This is a genomic window from Spirosoma radiotolerans (genome assembly GCF_000974425.1).
Classification (GTDB): Bacteria; Bacteroidota; Bacteroidia; order Cytophagales; family Spirosomataceae; genus Spirosoma; species Spirosoma radiotolerans.
This window is the reverse complement of the sequence record NZ_CP010429.1, coordinates 3,388,001-3,406,638: the sequence shown is the minus strand read 5'-3', so window position 1 is coordinate 3,406,638 and position 18,638 is coordinate 3,388,001. Positions and strand designations below refer to the sequence as shown.

At 49.8% G+C, this 18,638-nt stretch carries 14 protein-coding genes; 11 read left to right on the top strand and 3 right to left on the bottom strand.

Features of this window, described 5'->3' with window-relative positions; genetic code table 11:
* Positions 1-19: 19 nt before the first annotated feature.
* The 6 genes from SD10_RS13820 (at position 20) to SD10_RS13800 (ending at position 7,006) form a co-directional block, all read left to right on the top strand.
* Positions 20-2,356 carry a TonB-dependent receptor gene (locus SD10_RS13820; protein ID WP_046574374.1) on the top strand — a complete coding sequence of 779 codons (2,337 nt, stop codon included), beginning with the start codon at positions 20-22 and terminating at the stop codon, positions 2,354-2,356.
* Entirely contained in the window at positions 2,356-2,922 is a 567-nt protein-coding gene (locus SD10_RS13815; RefSeq protein WP_046574372.1) for an AraC family transcriptional regulator, read from the top strand. Before SD10_RS13820 ends, SD10_RS13815 begins: the two co-directional genes overlap by 1 nt.
* Before the next feature lie 190 nt (positions 2,923-3,112).
* Positions 3,113-4,252 carry a glycosyltransferase family 61 protein gene (locus SD10_RS13810; RefSeq protein WP_046574371.1) on the top strand — a complete coding sequence of 380 codons (1,140 nt, stop codon included), beginning with the start codon at positions 3,113-3,115 and terminating at the stop codon, positions 4,250-4,252.
* Positions 4,253-4,420: 168 nt separating this feature from the next.
* Entirely contained in the window at positions 4,421-4,867 is a 447-nt protein-coding gene (locus SD10_RS29135) for a four-helix bundle copper-binding protein (protein ID WP_394330467.1), read from the top strand.
* Between the two features lie 135 nt (positions 4,868-5,002).
* Complete coding sequence (locus SD10_RS13805) at positions 5,003-6,547, top strand: hypothetical protein (RefSeq protein WP_046574369.1); 1,545 nt, start codon at positions 5,003-5,005, stop codon at positions 6,545-6,547.
* A 93-nt stretch (positions 6,548-6,640) separates the two neighbouring features.
* Positions 6,641-7,006 carry a heavy-metal-associated domain-containing protein gene (locus tag SD10_RS13800; protein WP_046574367.1) on the top strand — a complete coding sequence of 122 codons (366 nt, stop codon included), beginning with the start codon at positions 6,641-6,643 and terminating at the stop codon, positions 7,004-7,006.
* A gap of 71 nt (positions 7,007-7,077) precedes the next feature.
* On the opposite strand, the gene SD10_RS13795 is transcribed toward SD10_RS13800, so the two are convergent.
* Positions 7,078-8,196 carry an alpha/beta hydrolase gene (locus tag SD10_RS13795; protein WP_046574364.1) on the bottom strand — a complete coding sequence of 373 codons (1,119 nt, stop codon included), beginning with the start codon at positions 8,194-8,196 and terminating at the stop codon, positions 7,078-7,080.
* A gap of 207 nt (positions 8,197-8,403) precedes the next feature.
* Here SD10_RS13795 and SD10_RS13790 point away from each other — a divergent pair, with 207 nt between their 5' ends.
* Positions 8,404-9,096: a carboxylesterase family protein gene (locus SD10_RS13790; protein WP_046574362.1), complete on the top strand. Its 693-nt coding sequence runs from the start codon at positions 8,404-8,406 to the stop codon at positions 9,094-9,096.
* A gap of 38 nt (positions 9,097-9,134) precedes the next feature.
* Positions 9,135-10,430 carry a kynureninase gene (gene kynU, locus SD10_RS13785; protein WP_046574360.1) on the top strand — a complete coding sequence of 432 codons (1,296 nt, stop codon included), beginning with the start codon at positions 9,135-9,137 and terminating at the stop codon, positions 10,428-10,430.
* A gap of 41 nt (positions 10,431-10,471) precedes the next feature.
* On the opposite strand, the gene queG is transcribed toward kynU, so the two are convergent.
* Complete coding sequence (gene queG, locus SD10_RS13780) at positions 10,472-11,428, bottom strand: tRNA epoxyqueuosine(34) reductase QueG (protein WP_046574359.1); 957 nt, start codon at positions 11,426-11,428, stop codon at positions 10,472-10,474.
* A gap of 255 nt (positions 11,429-11,683) precedes the next feature.
* Between queG and SD10_RS13775 the strand changes: the two genes are divergently transcribed.
* From SD10_RS13775 to SD10_RS13765, 3 genes are all read left to right on the top strand, one after another.
* Positions 11,684-12,289, top strand: a complete 606-nt coding sequence (locus tag SD10_RS13775; RefSeq protein WP_046574357.1) for a nucleotide exchange factor GrpE — start codon at positions 11,684-11,686, stop codon at positions 12,287-12,289.
* 89 nt (positions 12,290-12,378) lie between these two features.
* Positions 12,379-13,548 (top strand): molecular chaperone DnaJ, encoded by a 1,170-nt coding sequence (dnaJ, locus tag SD10_RS13770; RefSeq protein ID WP_046574355.1) that lies wholly within the window; start codon positions 12,379-12,381, stop codon positions 13,546-13,548.
* A gap of 422 nt (positions 13,549-13,970) precedes the next feature.
* A complete protein-coding gene (locus SD10_RS13765) occupies positions 13,971-15,569 on the top strand; it encodes a Na+/H+ antiporter (RefSeq protein WP_046574354.1) in 1,599 nt (532 codons plus the stop codon).
* 67 nt (positions 15,570-15,636) lie between these two features.
* Here SD10_RS13765 and SD10_RS13760 read toward each other — a convergent pair whose 3' ends face one another.
* Positions 15,637-18,591: a glycosyltransferase family 117 protein gene (locus tag SD10_RS13760; RefSeq protein ID WP_046574352.1), complete on the bottom strand. Its 2,955-nt coding sequence runs from the start codon at positions 18,589-18,591 to the stop codon at positions 15,637-15,639.
* Positions 18,592-18,638: the final 47 nt, after the last annotated feature.

The window sequence follows — 18,638 nt, the reverse complement described above, 5'->3', positions numbered from 1 at the left end:
TTCATTAATCAGCAAACTCATGTACTTTCTTTCTTTACGGATTGTCCTGCTTATCAGTGGGCTAGGGGTTGGCTTATTCGCCATAAAGACCCCCGCGCAGGCACAATCAGATACCACGCTTGTCGAAAAAAAAACACTGGTTCGGGGAAGCGTCGGTGAAACCGTCAACAGTAAACGCGTACCTCTGGTTGGCGCGACGGTCATCTGGGCTGGCACGACCCTGGGTACCAATACAGATGCGAACGGGCTTTTTCAATTACCAAAGCATCCAACCGAAAACCGGTTGATCATTAGCTATGTTGGCTATCAGGCAGATACCCTAACGGTTACCGATCCATCGACCGAGCTAATGGTGACGCTGCGTTCAGAACGCACTTTACAGGAGGTAACAGTATCGGGAGCGCCGGGGCAGGTTGACCGGATCAACCCGATTCAAACCGAACTGATCACCCAGCGAACCCTCGCCAAAGCGGCCTGTTGTAATCTGTCAGAGAGCTTCGAAACCAATGCTTCCGTGAGTGTGTCGTATAGTGATGCCGTTACTGGGGCGAAACAAATTCAGTTTCTGGGACTGGGTGGCCAATACGTTCAGACGAATATCGAGAATATTCCGACCGTGCGCGGACTGGCCACTACCTTCGGATTAAACTACATTCCCGGTACCTGGATCACCAGCATCGATGTGGGCAAAGGCGCGGGGTCTGTCGTGAACGGCTACGAATCCATGAGCGGCCAAATGAACATTGAACTGCAGAAGCCGGATGACACGAATAAACTGTTTTTAAACGGCTACGCAAACAGTTTCGGGCGAATCGAAGGCAATGTAAACTGGTCGCACACGCTTACTAAAAAGTGGAGTGTGGGCGTTCTGGGTCATGCCAGTACCCTTCAGAAAGAAATTGATCAGAACAACGATGGGTTTCGTGATTTGCCTTTGTACACCCAGCTCAACGCCATCAATCGGTATAAGTACAGCAGCGAGCGATTTATGGCGCAGTTTGGCGTGAAGGCGCTTTATGAAGACCGCGACGGGGGACAACTGTCAACGTTTCGTTCGCCAGTGGGTATCGCCCGGTATCAGTTCGGCAATACAACCCGGCGACTGGAGTTTTTCTCAAAAACGGCCATTCTTTATCCTGATAAACCATATAAAGGCCTGGGACTGATCTTAAACGGTGTTCATCATGATCAAACGGCCATCATTGGCTTTAGACCCTACAATGGTCAACAGCGAACGATCTACGCAAACCTGATCTATCAGAACATCATTGGCAACACGAACCACACGTACAAAGCGGGACTAAGCTATTTGCTGGATGATTACAAAGAAGATCTGGCCTCTTTAGCCACCAGTCGTACCGAATCGGTGCCGGGGGTTTTTGCTGAATATACGTACACCTATCCCGAAAAAATGACGGTGGTACTCGGCGGACGGTTTGATTACCATAACCTGTTTGGGGCGCAATGGACGCCCCGCGCGCATGTGAAGTACAACCTGAGCCAAAGTCTGACGCTCAGAGCTTCGGCTGGGCGTGGCTTCCGGGTGCCCAACCCGATCAGCGAAAACATGGGGTTTTTAGTTAGCTCACGGGCCGTATTTATGTACCAAAACAGAAACGCCGGCCCTTACGTGAACTGGAACCTGACGCCACTGAAGCCCGAAGTTTCATGGAATTATGGCCTTAGTTTAACAAAAGACTTGACGATACTGGGTAAAAAAGCATCGCTGGTGCTGGACTACTACCGCACTGATTTTCAGAACCAGTTGGTGGTCAATGTCGAAAATTCGTCTCTCCTGTATTTTTATAACCTGCGCGACGCGACGCATCACGGGCGTTCCTTTGCCAATAGTTTCCAGGCTGAGCTGAACATACAGCCTGCCCGGCGGTTCGATGTGAAAGTGGCCTACCGGCTTTTCGACACCCAACAGAGCACGGCCATGCCAGCGGGTGATACGGTGCTGCTCCCCAAAATGATGGTGCCCCGTGAGCGCTTTTTGCTGAACGTAGGCTATGCATTGCCCTACGATAAATGGAAATTTGACGCAACGCTACAATGGAACGGCCCCCGCCGGATTCATTACCTGCGTGAAGGCTATGTGCATGCCAGCAACCAGAATTCCCCAACCGACTACTCGCCGGGATTTGCTAACCTGAATGCACAGCTTAGCCGGGGCTTTAGGACAGGTTGGGAAATTTACCTGGGCGGAGAAAACCTGACGGGCTTCCGGCAACTGAATCCCATCTTCGCGGCTAATGATCCCTACGGGCCTGATTTCGATGCGGCAGGCCGAGCCTGGGGACCTGTAACGGGGCGTATGGTATACATTGGATTTCGCTTTAAACCAGTAAACTAATGACACTAACCGTCCGAAATATGGTGTGCGATCGCTGCAAGCGTGTCGTCCGGGATGAACTCGAACAAATGGGTTTCGTTGTTAAGCGGGTCGAACTGGGCGAAGTTGACCTCGAAACCCCACCTTCTGCCCAGACGATCGAGGCCATCCGTCACAGGTTGCAGGAAAATGGATTTGATTTGGTTGACGACAAAAAACAGTCGCTCGTAGAACACATCAAAGTGCTGCTCATCAATGAGGTCCAGCACCTGAAAGCTGAGCGGCTGCCGACCGAAAATTATTCGACGTTTCTGGAACGGAAACTAGGCTATGAATACTCGTATTTGAGCGGCCTGTTTTCGTCCAGTGAGGGTCAGACGTTGGAGAAGTACATTATTGCACTCAAAATCGAAAAGGTGAAGGAGTGGTTGCAATACGCCGAACTCACCCTAAGCGAAATAGCCTGGCGATTGAGCTACAGCAGCGTTCAGCACCTCTCCAATCAATTTCGACAGGTAACCGGCCAAACGCCGGGGCAATTCAGAAAGTCTGTCCATGCCAGCCGACGCAATCTAGACGCTATATAAGGAGGTTTAGTCATTCACTTGCATTCTCTGAGGACCGTTCGGTCGAGGTTCCGATCCTAACAGCCCACGGAATAGCCACCCTGTACCCTAAGCTGGATACCTATTTTGGCAGAATTAGTCTAACATGTGATAGCGTATGTGTCTGATAATAAAAGAAATCAGTCTAAAGTAGCGTAACCTAACCAATCGTATGATCTATTCTCTTTTTGCATCACTTAAAGCTTTCCCCAGAGCCTTACTTCGGTTGGTCCTGAAAGCATGTAAAGTTGACCCATTAACGAAAAAGGAAACAGAAGCTTTTCTGGAGAACTATCAAGTGGCGAATAGCCCGGTGAGAGAGGTTTTTATACCCGGCGTACAAAATCAGGGCGAGTTGACAAAACTTATTTTTCCGCCCGTCCGGGCCGTCACGCACCAGTCATTTGTCTGGAGTTACGAACCAGGGACAAAAAAAGCCGTTCAACTACCCTACGGGGGCATCCTGACTGATGGCAAGCTATTATGTCTGGATTTTGAGAGTTACCATTTAGCGAGGAATTGGCGAGGCTTCGGCAAGCGAATTGGTTTAAGGTATGAAACGGTTATTGCCCCCTTCAGCCATTACCTGGATGTTGTCTTCTTTGGAGGCTATTATGACTTCGTGATTCTGGTGGCGGCAAAACTGAGCCGAATAAAAGCCGCATTGCCGGAGCCGGTTTTTGATCTGGCTGCCCTGTCATATCCGCTTTTTAAGACGACCTACGAGCAGGAATATCTGGATTTAATCGGGGTTAAGCCGGATCATATCTTCGATAGCGTCGTGCATGATATTCGGTTTGACCGGTGTATTCTGGCCAATAGCGGGCACTGGTTTTACCCGGACCCTGCCGATATTTTTGCCTTGAAAGAGCTGGTCGAGGCCAAGCTGATGATCAAACGAACAAATCAACACCGCATTTATGTAAGCCGGTCCACTCGCCGTAAAGTGGTGAATGAAGCCGCTTTGATTAAACTTCTGGAGAAATACGACTTCATCATTATTGAAGACAAACCCCGGTCTGTGGCGGAGCAGGTAGCGATTTATAAAAATGCCTCGTTTATCATGGGCCCACATGGGGCTTCATTCACGAATATCATCTGGTGCGAACCGGGAACGCACCTGTTTGAATTATTTCCGGCCAACATGATTGTCGATCACTTTGCGTACCTCGCTCAGGTTATGGACATGCGCTACTCAGCCTACAGCCATGTCATTAAAATGGGGCAGACAAAGCATCATATCGAGGAAGACGTCTTTGTCTCCATTGCCGATCTGGAGAAAAGTCTCGACGTGTTATTTGTGCAGGTGTAAGCAATCGCAATAATCAAACAGCTGTAGAGCGCAGCTTTGCCAAAAGTTTTTCTTGATTACTTACCGTATTGCGGGATCGGGTAAGCGGTGCCCAGCGTAACGATTTACATAAACAGTAACTCTGACAGGACTCCTAGCCTAAGGTCAGGTGGTCAGTAGGCTGGTTTTATGAAACCAGACCACAATTATGTAAAAACCCTATCGGGAAAGCGTAGTTATTTTGTCAGACCAACGGTGGTCGATAAAATGACAACGATTATGGAAACCATGCAACACAACCACAGCCACACGGACACTTGTTTTAGCTGCGCGGAAGCCTGCGAACGATGCGCCACTGCCTGCCTGGAAATGGGCGACAAAGATGGCAAAGGGCACGACATGACGACCTGCATAAAGCTCTGCCGCGATTGCGCGGATATTTGCACACTCTGTGGGCGGTTAGATGCTCGTGGGTCTGAATTTTCCCGCGATTTCATGGCTTTATGCGCCGAAGTATGCGAAGCCTGTGCCGAAGAATGCGAAAAACATGCGGATCACTTCGCCCACTGTAAAGCCTGTGCCGAAGCCTGCCGCAAATGTGCTGAAGAGTGCCGGTCCATGTCGGCAAATGCGTAAAATGACTTCCCGTGTAGTATAAAAACATTGATTAGTAGTACGCAAACGGCTACTAATCAATGTTAAAACACGCCTTCGATCAAGGGCATAGCCCGTATTCCTTCGTTCAGGTAGGGGCAGACCCCAAACGACGTTATGACTAGGACACTTCTCATTTTTTGGTTCATAGCGCTGGCTGGTGCCGCTCATGCGCAACATCAGCACCATGACGGCATGAAAGTGCCCACTCCCAATACGCCAGCGAAAGCAAAAACGCCCGGTAAAATAAACGCTGATACCACCAAATCCATGGATCATTCCGGGCATGGCGGTATGAATATGAGCCAGCACAAAGACATGGACATGACCGGGTCAATGGGTGACATGAAAACCCTGAATCAGGGCCTGACAATGGACACGACGATGGGCATGACGCATTCGTTGTCGCGAAACTTGCCGATGAATCGGAATGGGTCCGGCACATCGTGGCATCCTGACAATACACCCATGTATGCCTACATGAGCCAGCCAACACCCAAAGGCTGGAGTTACATGTTGCACTATGCCATCTACCTGCGATATACAAGTCAGAATGGCAACAATCCTGACGGTCGTGGTCGTGGGCAGCAATTGGGTGCACCGAATTGGTTTATGGGTATGGCACAGCGTAAAGTTGGGCAGCGGGGCTTGTTTCAGGTGCGCGCCATGCTGTCGCTCGATCCGCTGACGGTTAGCAACGGTGGGTACCCGTTGCTGTTTCAAACGGGCGAAACCTACAAAGGTCAGCCGCTGATAGACCGACAACACCCGCACGATCTTGTATCGGAGCTTTCGGTGAGTTATAGTCATGCTCTTAGCAAAGATGTTGATCTATACGGGTACGTCGGTTATCCAGGCGAACCTGCTCTTGGGCCGCCTGCCTTTATGCACCGCATTTCCTCGTTCAACAACCCCGACGCGCCCCTGAGTCACCACTGGCAGGATGCTACCCATATCTTGTTTGGGGTTGCTACGGCGGGTTTCCGGTACAAATGGGCTAAACTGGAGGCATCAACCTTTAAAGGACGTGAACCCGACGAGAACCGCTATAACTTCGACGTCCCCAAATTTGACAGTTATTCTTATCGGTTATCGATCAATCCATCGCCTTCGTTTGCTTTTCAATTCTCGCAGGGATTTCTGCACAGTCCTGAAGAAGCACATCCCGAAGAAAACATCACCCGAACAACGGCATCCATTTTGCACAGTAAAGGACTGGGACCTGGTAGCTACGTAACGTCGGCGGTTGTTTGGGGACGCAATAGTCACGATGGCGCTGGTGAGAGTTCGTATCTGGCTGAAAGCAGCCTGCAAATGGATAAAGTTGCTTTTTATGGTCGCTATGAAAATGTTAGAAAATCAGCGGAAGAGTTAGGGATTTACCAGCCGCCATCAGGTGAAATTGGGCAGATCACCCGCGAGCAATCGTTCCTAATCAATAACCTGACATTGGGTATGAACTACCGAATCATTCAGCAGCACAATACGGACCTGGTGCTGGGAGCCCAGGTAACGGCCAGCATGCCCGATCGTTTTTTACAATCTCTTTATGGAAACATGCCCATTTCGGGAGAAATCTACCTGCGCCTGACGCCCAGCCTGATGACCATGAAAAGCATGAACCATTCGGGGCATCGTCAAATGAAGGGAATGAATCACTAAGCAAGCATCTGATTTGTTAAGCAAGACCACTCCAGACCGGGCACCATTTGTCATAAATTGTCGTTATTCATTCACCATAAACCACATACAACTATGTTGCGTAACCTGTTTCTAACCGCCCTGACATCCTTACTGCTTTTGGGTAACCTGTTCGCCAGCGCACCAACCCGCGACGATAAGGAAAAAGAAGTTAAAATTAAGACATCGGCCATTTGTGGTATGTGTAAATCCCGTATTGAACGGAATCTGTCTTACGAAAAAGGTGTCAAAGAAGCTGATCTCGACGTGAAGTCTAAAGTCGTCACGATCAAATACAATCCGGCCAAAACGGACGTATCCAAACTGAAAGCGAACATCAGCAAAACAGGCTACGACGCGGAAGAAGTAGCGGCTGACGAAGCTGGGTATAACAAACTGCCAAGCTGCTGCAAAAAAGACAGCGGTATGGCTCATCAATAAACGTGCTGACCCAAACAAACAGCCCCACGTCTCATAAGACATGGGGCTGTTTGTTTGTAGGGAAATCAGCTTTACTTGAATGCGTTGATTAGCTGGGTAGCCGCCAGGGTCTGTGCCTGTTGGGCTTCGGGAACAATGGCGTACATACCAAAAAACTCGTGCGTTACGCCAGTATACAGTTGATACGTGACCGATACACCCACCGATTGGAGCTTGTCGCGCAGTAACATGCCTTCGGTTTGCAGCGGGTCAATTTCAGCTGCAATAATGGTTGTCGGTGGCAAACCGCTGAGGTTAGCGACATCGACCAGCGAAATCAGCGGACTATCGCCATCAGCTGGCGTGCGGAAATAGTTGTCCGTAAAGTACTGAATCAAAGGGCGGTTCAATGGTTTGGCGTTGGCGTAGCGGTTGTACGATTCCGTGAAGAGATCGTTGTTCGCTACCGGAAACACCGACAAGATATGGATCGGAAGAGCCAAACCGCGATCACGGGCCATCATCGCGACAGTGATGGCCATGTTACCACCAGCGCTCTCGCCGGCAACGGCTACTTTCGCGGGATTTCCATTAATGGTAGCTGCATTATTTTTTGCCCACTCATAGGCGCGATATGCGTCTTCGTGCGCCGTTGGAAATTTGAACTCAGGAGCCAGCCGATAATCGACGGACATAACGATTGCGCCAGTTTCTTCGGCCAGCGCCAGCGTTGAGTATTCATACACTTCCGGACTGCCGATCACCCAGCCTCCGCCGTGGTAATACACAATAACCGGCATTGGGGCCGACCCGTTGTTGGGGGTGTAAACTTTGACTCGTATCTGAGCGTTGTCAGCCCCTGTAATCATCCGTTCGCTGATGGTGACGTTGGCTTTTGGGCGAGGAATATTATTCTTGTCAAGCAATGAATTGACGGCGTCTTTGAACGATGGCTGTTTTCGGGCATCCTGTGGAGAAAGCTGGTTGAGTGGAGTGGGAGCCAGGCGGCCTAGCTCCTCAATAACGGCCAACATTTGGGGGGTGATGGTTGGTCCCCAGTCGGGTTTAGGGCTGTTGGACTGAATACTCTGACCGGGCTGTGGCAACCGGTGGTCCTGACAGGCAGTTAATGAGAACGTAGCAAGTAAGGCAAGAAATGCGTACTGTAGAGTCTGACGGCAATGTGTTTTTGTTACTAAAAGATTTTTCATAAAACGTTGTTTAATTTAGTAGAACAACTTGTAATATATTCTACTGTTTTAGTAGATCTTTTAATTGGTTAACTTATTTGTTAATCGGTAATTTTTGTCGGGTGTCAAGGTTGCCAATGAGGTCGTGATTTCAGGTTGAAAGACTTTTACTGAAACCGGCTGGATTAAAAGGACATTTGCCAATCTTTGGGGACAATTTCGCTACTCATGCGCACACATCTGGTTACTGCTCTCATTACCCTGCTTACCCTGATTGTATCATCAAAAACGCAGGCGCAGCATACGCCCAAAAACTACCAGAAATACCCTTATTTGCTCTATCTACCGAAAGACTACAACACTACCAAAGACAGTTACCCTGTAGTCATTTACCTGCACGGCGGGTCGCAGCGGGGGCAGGATTTGAGTAAGCTGAAGATATACGGACTCCCGTACCTGGTCGATAAAGGCCGTGAATTTCCGTTTATTATTGCCTCACCTCAATGCCCGGATGGAAAATTCTGGTCGACCGATAACTGGTTCGATTCGCTGTATACTGAGCTAACAACGACGTACCGGGTTGATCCAAAGCGTGTCTATTTGACCGGTATCAGCATGGGTGGCTATGGTGTCTGGCAAACCGCCGTAAACTATCCGGATAAATTTGCAGCCGTGATGCCGCTGTGTGGGGGCTGCGATGATTCGACCCAAATTTGCCGGATCAAACACATGCCAATCTGGACATTTCATGGAACGGCCGACGAGGTAATTCCAATCTCGGAAACAGAGCGATTGGTGAAACGGTTAACTGACTGTCAGGGGCGGGTGAATTTTACCCGACTGGAAAAAGAAGGCCACAGCATTCAATACTTGTATGAGGATAATGCGCTCTATGCATGGTTGCTGAAGCAGCATAAATAGCTTGAATCTGGCACTTGAAAAACCTACACACTCCATCCATGATCTACAAAAATACCCTTGATTTTGCCCGCCAACTCGATCAGACCGACCTGCTTCGTTCGTATCGCGACCGCTTTCACATTCCCCAACGCAATGGACAGGATCTGATTTATCTGTGCGGAAATTCGCTTGGCTTGCAACCCAAAACCGCCAGGGCGGCTCTGGAACAGGAACTTAATACATGGCAGAATCTGGGTGTTGAAGGCTGGTTTGACAAAACAGAAGCCGCCGAACAACCGTGGCTACGGTATCACGAAACCTGTAAAGAGTTACTGGCGCAGATTGTTGGGGCACAGCCCAGCGAAGTTTGCCCCATGAACGCCCTAACCGTGAATCTTCATCTGTTACTGGCCTCCTTTTATCGGCCCCGCATGGATGGGCTAGGCGCTAAGAAATACAGGATCCTGACGATTAAAGGTGATTTTCCGTCGGATCAGTACGCGCTCGAAACCCACGTGAAACTGCATAATTTCCAGCCATCTGATGCGATTATCGAAGTCGCTCCACGACCCGATGATGGTCTAATTCACACGTCCGATATTCAGGCTGCTATTGCCGAATATGCCGACTCGCTGGCGGTGATCTGGATGAGTGGCCTCAATTATTATACGGGTCAGGTCTACAACATGGCTGCCATTGCCGAAACAGCGCGAACGCATTGCGTTCCTATTGGGCTCGATCTGGCACACGCCATTGGTAATGTCCCCCTGCGACTGCACGATTGGGGCGTTGATTTTGCTACCTGGTGTTCGTACAAATACCTCAATGGTGGCCCTGGTGCCGTATCGGGCGTGTTTGTGCATGAAAAACACCACGCTCAGAACTTACCTCGACTGGCCGGCTGGTGGGGCTATCGGGAAGACAAGCGATTCGAGATGACGCCCGGTTTTCTGCCCGCTCCCGGTGCGGATGGCTGGCAGGTCAGCACGCCCAATATCCTGGCCTTATCGCTGCACAGAGCGGCCATTGCCATCACGGCTGAAGCCGGTATGGCAGCGCTCCGGCAAAAAAGTGAACAACTGACGGGTTTTCTGGAGTATATACTGAACCAGTTGAAGGAAGTCATTATTCTGACACCCGATGACCCGAATCAGCGGGGGTGCCAGCTGTCGTTGCTGGTTCGCAAAAACGGCAAAGGCTTATTCAATTACCTGACAGAGCAGGGCATCATTGGCGACTGGCGCGAACCGGACTGTATTCGTCTGGCGCCAACTCCTTTGTACAATACCTTTGAGGAGGTTTGGCGTGTCGGTGAGGCTCTCAAAGCGTACTATGCAGTAGAGCAACCACAATAGTCAGGTAGAATAGGTATCAGGCAGATTTGGCGGAAACAGCTTTATTCGCTGCGAGACGGGTCAGCCGTTGGGGCGACAAAGGAAATGTTTCGTTTCAGACCCTCCAGTTTGGTCCGCTTAACGGCCGACCGGCGGAATATTTCCCGGAAAACATCTTCCGTAATTTCTTCCCAATCGGTTTTAGTCAATTTGGCTAAGTCGGGGTGAGGGTCGAAGGCGGGTGTTTTATGGGGGCGGGCAAAGCGGTTCCAGGGGCACACGTCCTGGCAAATATCACAACCAAACATCCAGTTGTTAAATTTCCCCTGGACTTCAGTTGGAATGGCTTCTTTCAGTTCAATGGTAAAATAGGAAATGCACTTACTACCATCGACCACATATGGACCAACAATGGCATCGGTCGGGCAGGCGTCGATGCAACGCGTACAGGTACCGCAGTAATCGGTTATGGGACCGTCGGGCTCCAGTTCCAGATCAAGAATCAGTTCGCCGATAAAGAAAAACGAACCGATCTCTCTATTGATCAGATTCGTATGTTTGCCCACCCAGCCAAGCCCGGCACGTTTGGCCCAGGCCTTATCCATTACCGGTGCCGAATCAACGAAAGCACGCCCGCCTACCTCGCCAATTTCGTCATGTATAAAAGTCAGTAAATCTTTTAGTTTGTCTTTTATAACAAAGTGATAATCGGTGCCGTAGGCGTATTTGGATAATTTCAAATCATCATCACCTTCAGGAAGTTTCTGCTCGGGATAATAATTAAGTAGTACCGTTAGTACTGATTTTGCATCATCGACCAGCAACCGAGGGTCCAGTCGTTTGTCGAAATGATTGGCCATATAATTCATCTGGCCATGCATCCCATTTTTCAACCAGGTTTCTAACCGGGGCGCTTCATCTTCCAGAAAATCGGCTTTAGCCACCCCGCAAAAGTCAAAGCCTAAGGCTGCGGCTTTCGCTTTAATGAGTTGCGTATAATGGCTGGCTGGCGAGTGCATGACAAAATAAGTAGGCTGCTTTCGTTTTCCATCGAAAGAGAATTGTCGCGCTCAGCGAATTCAAATCCATAATCGTGAAAACGTCTGGAACGGTACGAGCAAAACAGATTTATTAACCAGATAAATCCTGCAAGTAAGTCAAATTACATAAATCCTAGGTCATGTATCGTGCCAAGTTGGCAGGAGATGCGGTTTTGGCCGGTCTTTTGCCCATCTTTGCTTATGAATTTCTGGAAGAGAAATAGAAGCTCAGTAATGGAAAATAAAGACATTTTGGATGATCAGGCATCCAGCGATACGCAACAACCTGACAACCTGACAAATGAAGAGGCTGTAACGGTGAATGGTGGAGAGCCAGCCGAAGCCGATGAAACGACGTCAACAGAAAGCGTCGTGGCTGAAGCCGCACCAACGGACACCAATAAAAGTGCTGGCGAAGTAGCCGAACTGAAAGATAAATATCTCCGTTTATACGCTGATTTTGAGAACTTCCGTCGGCGTACAGCAAAGGAAAAACTCGAGTTGATTAACAATGCCAATGAAGGCGTATTGAAAGCGCTGATCCCGGTTGTTGACGATTTCGAACGGGCCATGCAATCCATCGACAATACAAACGATGTGGCGGCTTTGAAAGAAGGCGTTTCGTTAATCTATACGAAGTTGGTCAAGACGCTTGACGGAAAAGGCCTGAAACCCATGGTTTCCAAAGGCGAAACCTTCGACGCTGACCTGCACGAGTCTGTGACACAATTCCCGGCTCCCAGCGAGGATCTGAAAGGAAAAGTTATCGAAGAAATTGAAAAAGGATATTACCTGAATGACAAGGTCATTCGGTTTGCAAAAGTGATTGTAGGCAGTTAACCTAATGAGTGAATGAGTGAATGAGCGAATGAAGGCTTGCGTCAGCTATGCACTCATTCGCTCATTCACTCATTCACTCATTCAAAAATATGGCAACGAAGCGCGATTATTACGAAATACTAGGCGTTGATAAGAACGTCTCGACAGAAGACCTCAAGAAAGCCTATCGTAAGATGGCGATCAAGTATCACCCAGACAAGAATCCTGACGACCCAACCGCCGAGGAGAAGTTCAAGGAAGCGGCCGAAGCTTATGATGTCTTGAACGATCCTCAGAAAAAAGCCCGGTATGACCAGTTTGGCCATGCTGGAATGGGTGGTGCAGCCGGAGGTGGATACGGCGCTGGCGGCCCATCGATGGAAGATATATTCAGCCAATTTGGCGATGTCTTCGGCGACGATTCGCCGTTTGGCAGTTTCTTCCGGGGCGCTCAGGGTGGTGGCGGTGGTGGTCGGCAGCGCGTTCGTCGCGGCTCCGATCTGCGCATCAAACTGAAGCTGAATTTGCAGGAAGTTGCCAACGGGGTTGAGAAAAAGATAAAAGTAAAACGTCACGTCACCTGTAACACCTGTGGCGGCAACGGGTCCAAAAACGGAACGGCTGTACAGACATGTTCGACCTGTAGCGGTACGGGCCAGACGCGCAAAGTGGTCAACACTATGCTCGGTCAAATGGTCTCAACGAGTACGTGCCCAACCTGTAATGGGGAAGGTAAACTTGTTACCGACCGTTGCGACGCCTGTTTTGGTGAAGGACGTGTCTTGCAGGAAGACGTTATCCCCATCAAGATTCCGGCTGGCGTGGCCGAAGGCATCCAATTGTCGGTTGGTGGCAAAGGCAACGTTCCCCCACGGGGCGGTGTGGCCGGCGATTTACTGATCGTGATTGAAGAAGAGGAAGATGCTGACCTCAAACGCGACGGTAATAACGTTGTATTCGATTTATACGTCAACTTTGTGGACGCGGCCATCGGGACCAACGTCGAAGTGCCGACCATTGATGGGAAAGCCCGCATCACGCTTGAACCCGGTACACAAAGCGGCAAAATTCTTCGTTTGAAAGGGAAAGGTATCAAAGAATTGAACGGCTACGGACGGGGCGATGAACTGGTTCATGTCAACGTCTGGACGCCCAAAATGCTATCGGCCGAAGAGCGCGGTATTCTTGAGAAACTACGCAACTCGCCGAATTTCCAGCCAAAGCCCAATAAAAATGAGAAAGGTTTCTTCGACAAGATGAAGGATTTCTTTCACGGATGAGAACTGATGTGAATTGGTTTGATCATGATTACAACACTAACAAAAAAGCCCCTATCTGGGGCTTTTTTGTTGATTGATGGTATGTGTTTGGACTTGTAATGATAGACTAGCGTTGAAAATGGATACTTTTTTTCTGATTTGTGCTCAAAAGTCTACAATCAGTTATGGTATAAAATGACTCGCTGGCAGAATGGTCTAGCCAAAATGGTGAAGGCGTGGATTTCAGCTGAATTGGTATAATCGAACTCGCTCCGTTCTACTGATTTTCCATAAGAAAACACACTTCCTTAGAAAAGGAAATCCCCAATAAAAATGTGCCAGTTGATTCATAGAACCACAACCAAGTCGAAGAATCTGCGATTGATGTTTATACATAATGCCGGTGTTGTACTATTTTCGTCGCCTACCTCTCCTACACTCATATGCATCAAACACTACTGCTTTGTTTATCCCTACTCCTGGCAATTTCCCTGTTTGTCATGCTGGGCCAGCGGTTACGAATTTCGGCGCCTATTTTCCTAGTTATTAGTGGGCTGGTCGTTAGCCTGATTCCGGGTGTTCCGCGTATCGTCGTTGATCCTGAGCTGATTTTTTTAATTTTTCTGCCGCCCTTACTTTATGAAGCGGCCTGGTTTACGTCCTGGAAAGAGTTCTGGCGGTGGAGACGCATCATTGTCGTGCTGGCTTTTGGGCTGGTTATCTTTACGGCTTTTGCCGTCGCCTATGTGTCAAGTGCCGTTATTCCGGGATTTACGCTCGCGTTAGGCTTCCTGCTGGGAGGCATCATTTCGCCACCCGATGCTGTCGCGGCCACGTCTGTTTTGCGAGGAGTGAATGTGCCGAAGCGGGTAATCAGCATTCTGGAAGGCGAAAGCCTGGTAAACGATGCGTCCAGTCTGGTGGTGTTCCGGTTTGCTTTGGCGGCAGTGTTGTCTGGTTCGTTTGTCTGGCAGAAAGCCGCCACCGGTTTCGTCATGGTTACGCTGATGGGGATTGTCATTGGACTGGCAGTCGCTTTAGTGTTTTACGTTATTCACCGATGGCTACCCACCACAACCCGAATCAGCATTCTGCTGACGTTCATGGCTCCGTATATTATGTACCTAACAGCCGAAGAATTTCACTATTCGGGGGTGATGGCCGTGGTGAGTGGCGGGCTGTTTCTGTCAAATCACAGCCACCAAATTCTGAACCACAGCGCCCGAATTCAGGGCACAGGGATGTGGTCGACGGTTACTTTTGCGTTGAACGGACTGGTCTTCATGCTGATTGGTCTTGAGCTACCCGTTATCATCAATGGGCTGGATGGCTATTCAAAGACAGAATCGATTCTGTACGCATTGCTGATTACGTTTCTGATTATCGTGACCCGGATCGTGGTCGTCCTGTTTTCATCTGTTTTCACCCGGATAATTGGCCGTGTGATTTCTGTCGCCGACCGCAGTCCCGGCTGGCGTGGGCCGGTTATCGTTAGTTGGGCGGGTATGCGCGGGGTGGTGTCGCTCGCATCGGCGCTATCTATTCCGTTGACCTTAACCAATGGCGAGCCTTTTCCACATCGGAACCTGATCCTGTTTATTACGTTTGTCGTTATCTTATTTACGCTTGTTTTTCAGGGCCTTACCTTGCCAATGATTATTAGAAAGGTCAATTATAAAGATCCGGATCATCGGGCTCCCGAGGACCAGCAAGTATCGGCCATCCGGCTTAAATTGCTGAAAGTTGCTTTAAAAGAAGTAGAGGAGAAGTACGCCATCGAAGCCATCAATAATGAACTGGTGAGCAACCTGAGAAATCGAATGGAAAACGACTTGCATTCCATCACAAGGCACCTGGGTTCGCTGGAGCGCGACGGGGTGCAGGTAGATCAGTACAATAAAATTCTGACCGACATTATTACCGCCAAACGCAATGCGCTACTCTATTTTCGTAGCCTGGACGAGTTTGACGATGAGGTGATTCGCCAGGAGGAAGCCCGCCTTGATCTGGAAGAAGAAAAAGTAAATCACCCCATTCATTAAGCGTAATGCATAACAAAGCCCGGACCACATGGCGTAGTCCGGGCTTTGTTGTGAGCAATCGTTTTTATCAACCAAAGGCATTGATGTGCTTCTGGAAGATGGCTTCATACTTATTGGCGGCCGCCGTTTGCTTGGCTTCCTTGCAGGCTTCTACAATCGTTTGGAGAATGTAGAGATCCGAATCAGGGTTGCCGAAGCGGCCATTGCCACTTTTGTCGTACGTCAGCGCCTGATCGGCACGCTTGGCCATGATGTCGGCAATTTCAAGGGCTTTCTTGTTATCGCCTACCTCGAACAGGAACCGCACATAATTTGACGAAATCTGGTCGTACGGGATTGACTTGTCCGGAATAACCTTCAGTGAGTAATTGAGTACCTCAAGCGCCTTGTCCTTTCGGCCCTCCCGAATGAACTGATCGGCCAGACGGAAGAACGCAATGCGCGCCGAAATGACAGGTGGTCCTTTGTAGGTTTCATCATAGTATACGTCCGGATTATCGAACTCGCGCCAGAATGTCTTCTTGGTCATGTTGGTATACATGATGTCGGAATTGACGTACCCATCTGTTGCGCCCGGTACCGCAACCGGCATAAGCCGATACGCATAGCCTTCCAGTTGCATGTAGTTTTTCAGGCTCAGGTAATTGTCGCTCGCCAGCGTGCTCGAAAAATAGATAGGCCGCTTCCAGTTATTGGTCGCAATCATGTCGAGCATAATCAGGTCAGGCTTATAGAGATCTTTCTTGCCAATGGTCCACTGTAGGGTGTCCTTCATGAGCGGGCGCAGCGCAGCGGGTACAAATTTCGCATTGTCAACAGCCGCTTTGTCAATCGGCAGGAACAGCACCGACGAAGGCAGAATACTCGTCATATCGCCGTTCGTGAGCGGCACCTGAACCGCCGGGCTACTGGTTTTAATGAGGCTGATGTATTGCTTAAGGTCAATGCCGTTTTTCACACCCGGCACTTCATAAAACGGCACAATGTCGTTTTTGCCTTTGTTGAAATTGTCGAATTCGAGCGAAATAGGCAGAGCCTCCGACTCATACGTCTTGCGCTTCATCTGCTGAATGTACCACTCAGTACCCAACAAGCTCAGGTTACATACCCGAACATCACGCCGGAATCCCTCCACTTCCTGTACGTACCAGAGCGGGAACGTATCGTTATCACCACCCGTGAAGAGGATCGCGTTTGGCGCACAGGAGTTCAGCAGATTCTTGGCAAAATCAACGGATTGGTAACGTTTGTCGCGGTTGTGGTTATCCCAGCTTTTCGCGCCCATCATCACGGGAACCAGCAAACAAAGACCAGCCACCAGACCATTACGAGCTACGTCGGATTTCAGCGTATTTCGCAAGCCTTCGGCAATGGCCATGACGCCCAGCCCGAGCCAGATCGCAAAGAAATAGAACGAACCGACATAGATATAATCCCGTTCGCGGGGCTCCGATGGGGGCGAGTTCAGGAAAACTTGCAGGGCAATTCCCGTGAATAAAAAGAGCAGCCCAACAATCAGGAAATCACGCCGACGGCGGAAATACTGAAACGTAATTCCGAACAGACCCAGAATAAACGGCAACATATAAAAGTTGTCGCGCGCTTTGTTATGAACCAGCATATCGGGAGCGTTCTGGTCCGTTGACCAGGGCAGTAGGTAGCCTGCGCCTTCTTCGTCACTCTCGCGACCCGCAAAGTTCCACATCAGGTAACGCCACCACATATGGCCTAGCTGGTAGCTGAACAGGAATTTCAGGTTGTCGCCCATTGTTGGTTTCTGCCCTTCGGCTAGGCCAAGCATCTGGCGATACAAAGCGGGATGGTTTTGCTGGCTGCTATACACACGCGGAAACAGCATCTCGTCGCCGGGCGCGTAAACGTACTCGGGTTGGTGATCGAAGACAACATATTTGTTTCCTTCTTTTTTCCACATAGCAGCACCCGGCTTCTGGTCGATGGGGCGGGCCGTGAACACAGGGCCGTATAACAACGAGCGGCTGCCATATTGCTCCCGACGCAGGTACGACAGAAAGTTGAGTTCGTCGCTCGGGTCGTTTTCGTTGATGGGCGGGTTAAAGTCAGCCCGCACCAATACCTGCATGTAAGAGGCATAACCTATCAGGACAAACGCCAGCGCCAACAGGGCCGTGTTCAGCACAACCCGTTTCTGGCTAGCCGACCAGATGATGCCGTACACAATGGCACCAATGAACACCACCGTGAAGAAAATGGCACCCGATGTAAAAGGGAGTCCGAGGATATTCACAAAGAACCGCTCAACGGCAAAGGCCATACCTGGCAGACCCGGAATAATACCGGCGTTGATGATGCCCAAGATAAGCAATCCGATGCCAAACGCGGTGACACCGCCCCAGAAGGTTGGCTTAGGGTACTTCTTAAAGTAATAGATCAGGGCCAGGGCGGGTAGCGTGACCAGGTTCAGTAAGTGAACACCGATGGACAAACCGGTCAGGTAAGCAATAAAAATAAGCCAGCGGTTGGCCGCAGCTTCGTCTTCAATGCGTTCCCATCTGAACGCAGCCCAGACAACAATGGCGGTAAAAAATGACGACATCCCGTACACCTCCGCTTCGACCGCCGAGAACCAGAACGTATCGGAGAAGGTGTACGCTAAAGCGCCCACCGCGCCCGTACCGATAACCAGTAAGGTATCAGCCGTGGTATACTCACTCTCTGGCTTGCTAAGTAGCTTCTGGGCCAGCATGGTAATGGTCCAGAACAGGAAAAGTATGGTAAAGGCACTGGCTAAGACCGAGGCCATGTTGACCCAGTAGGCCACGCTGGTCAGGTTCCCGAAGGAAAACATCGAAAAAATTCGGCCCAACAGCAGGAAGAACGGCGCACCGGGCGGGTGTGGAACCTGGAGCTTGAAGGAACACGCAATGAACTCGCCACAGTCCCAGAAACTGGCTGTCCGTTCGACGGTCATCGCAAAAGTAATGAGCGCGACGGCGAAAGCGAACCAGCCTGTCAGGGTGTTCAGGCGTTTGAATGACGGCATACAAATGAAGATTAAACGGACTGCTTTTGTGTAAGTAGTGGCCCATT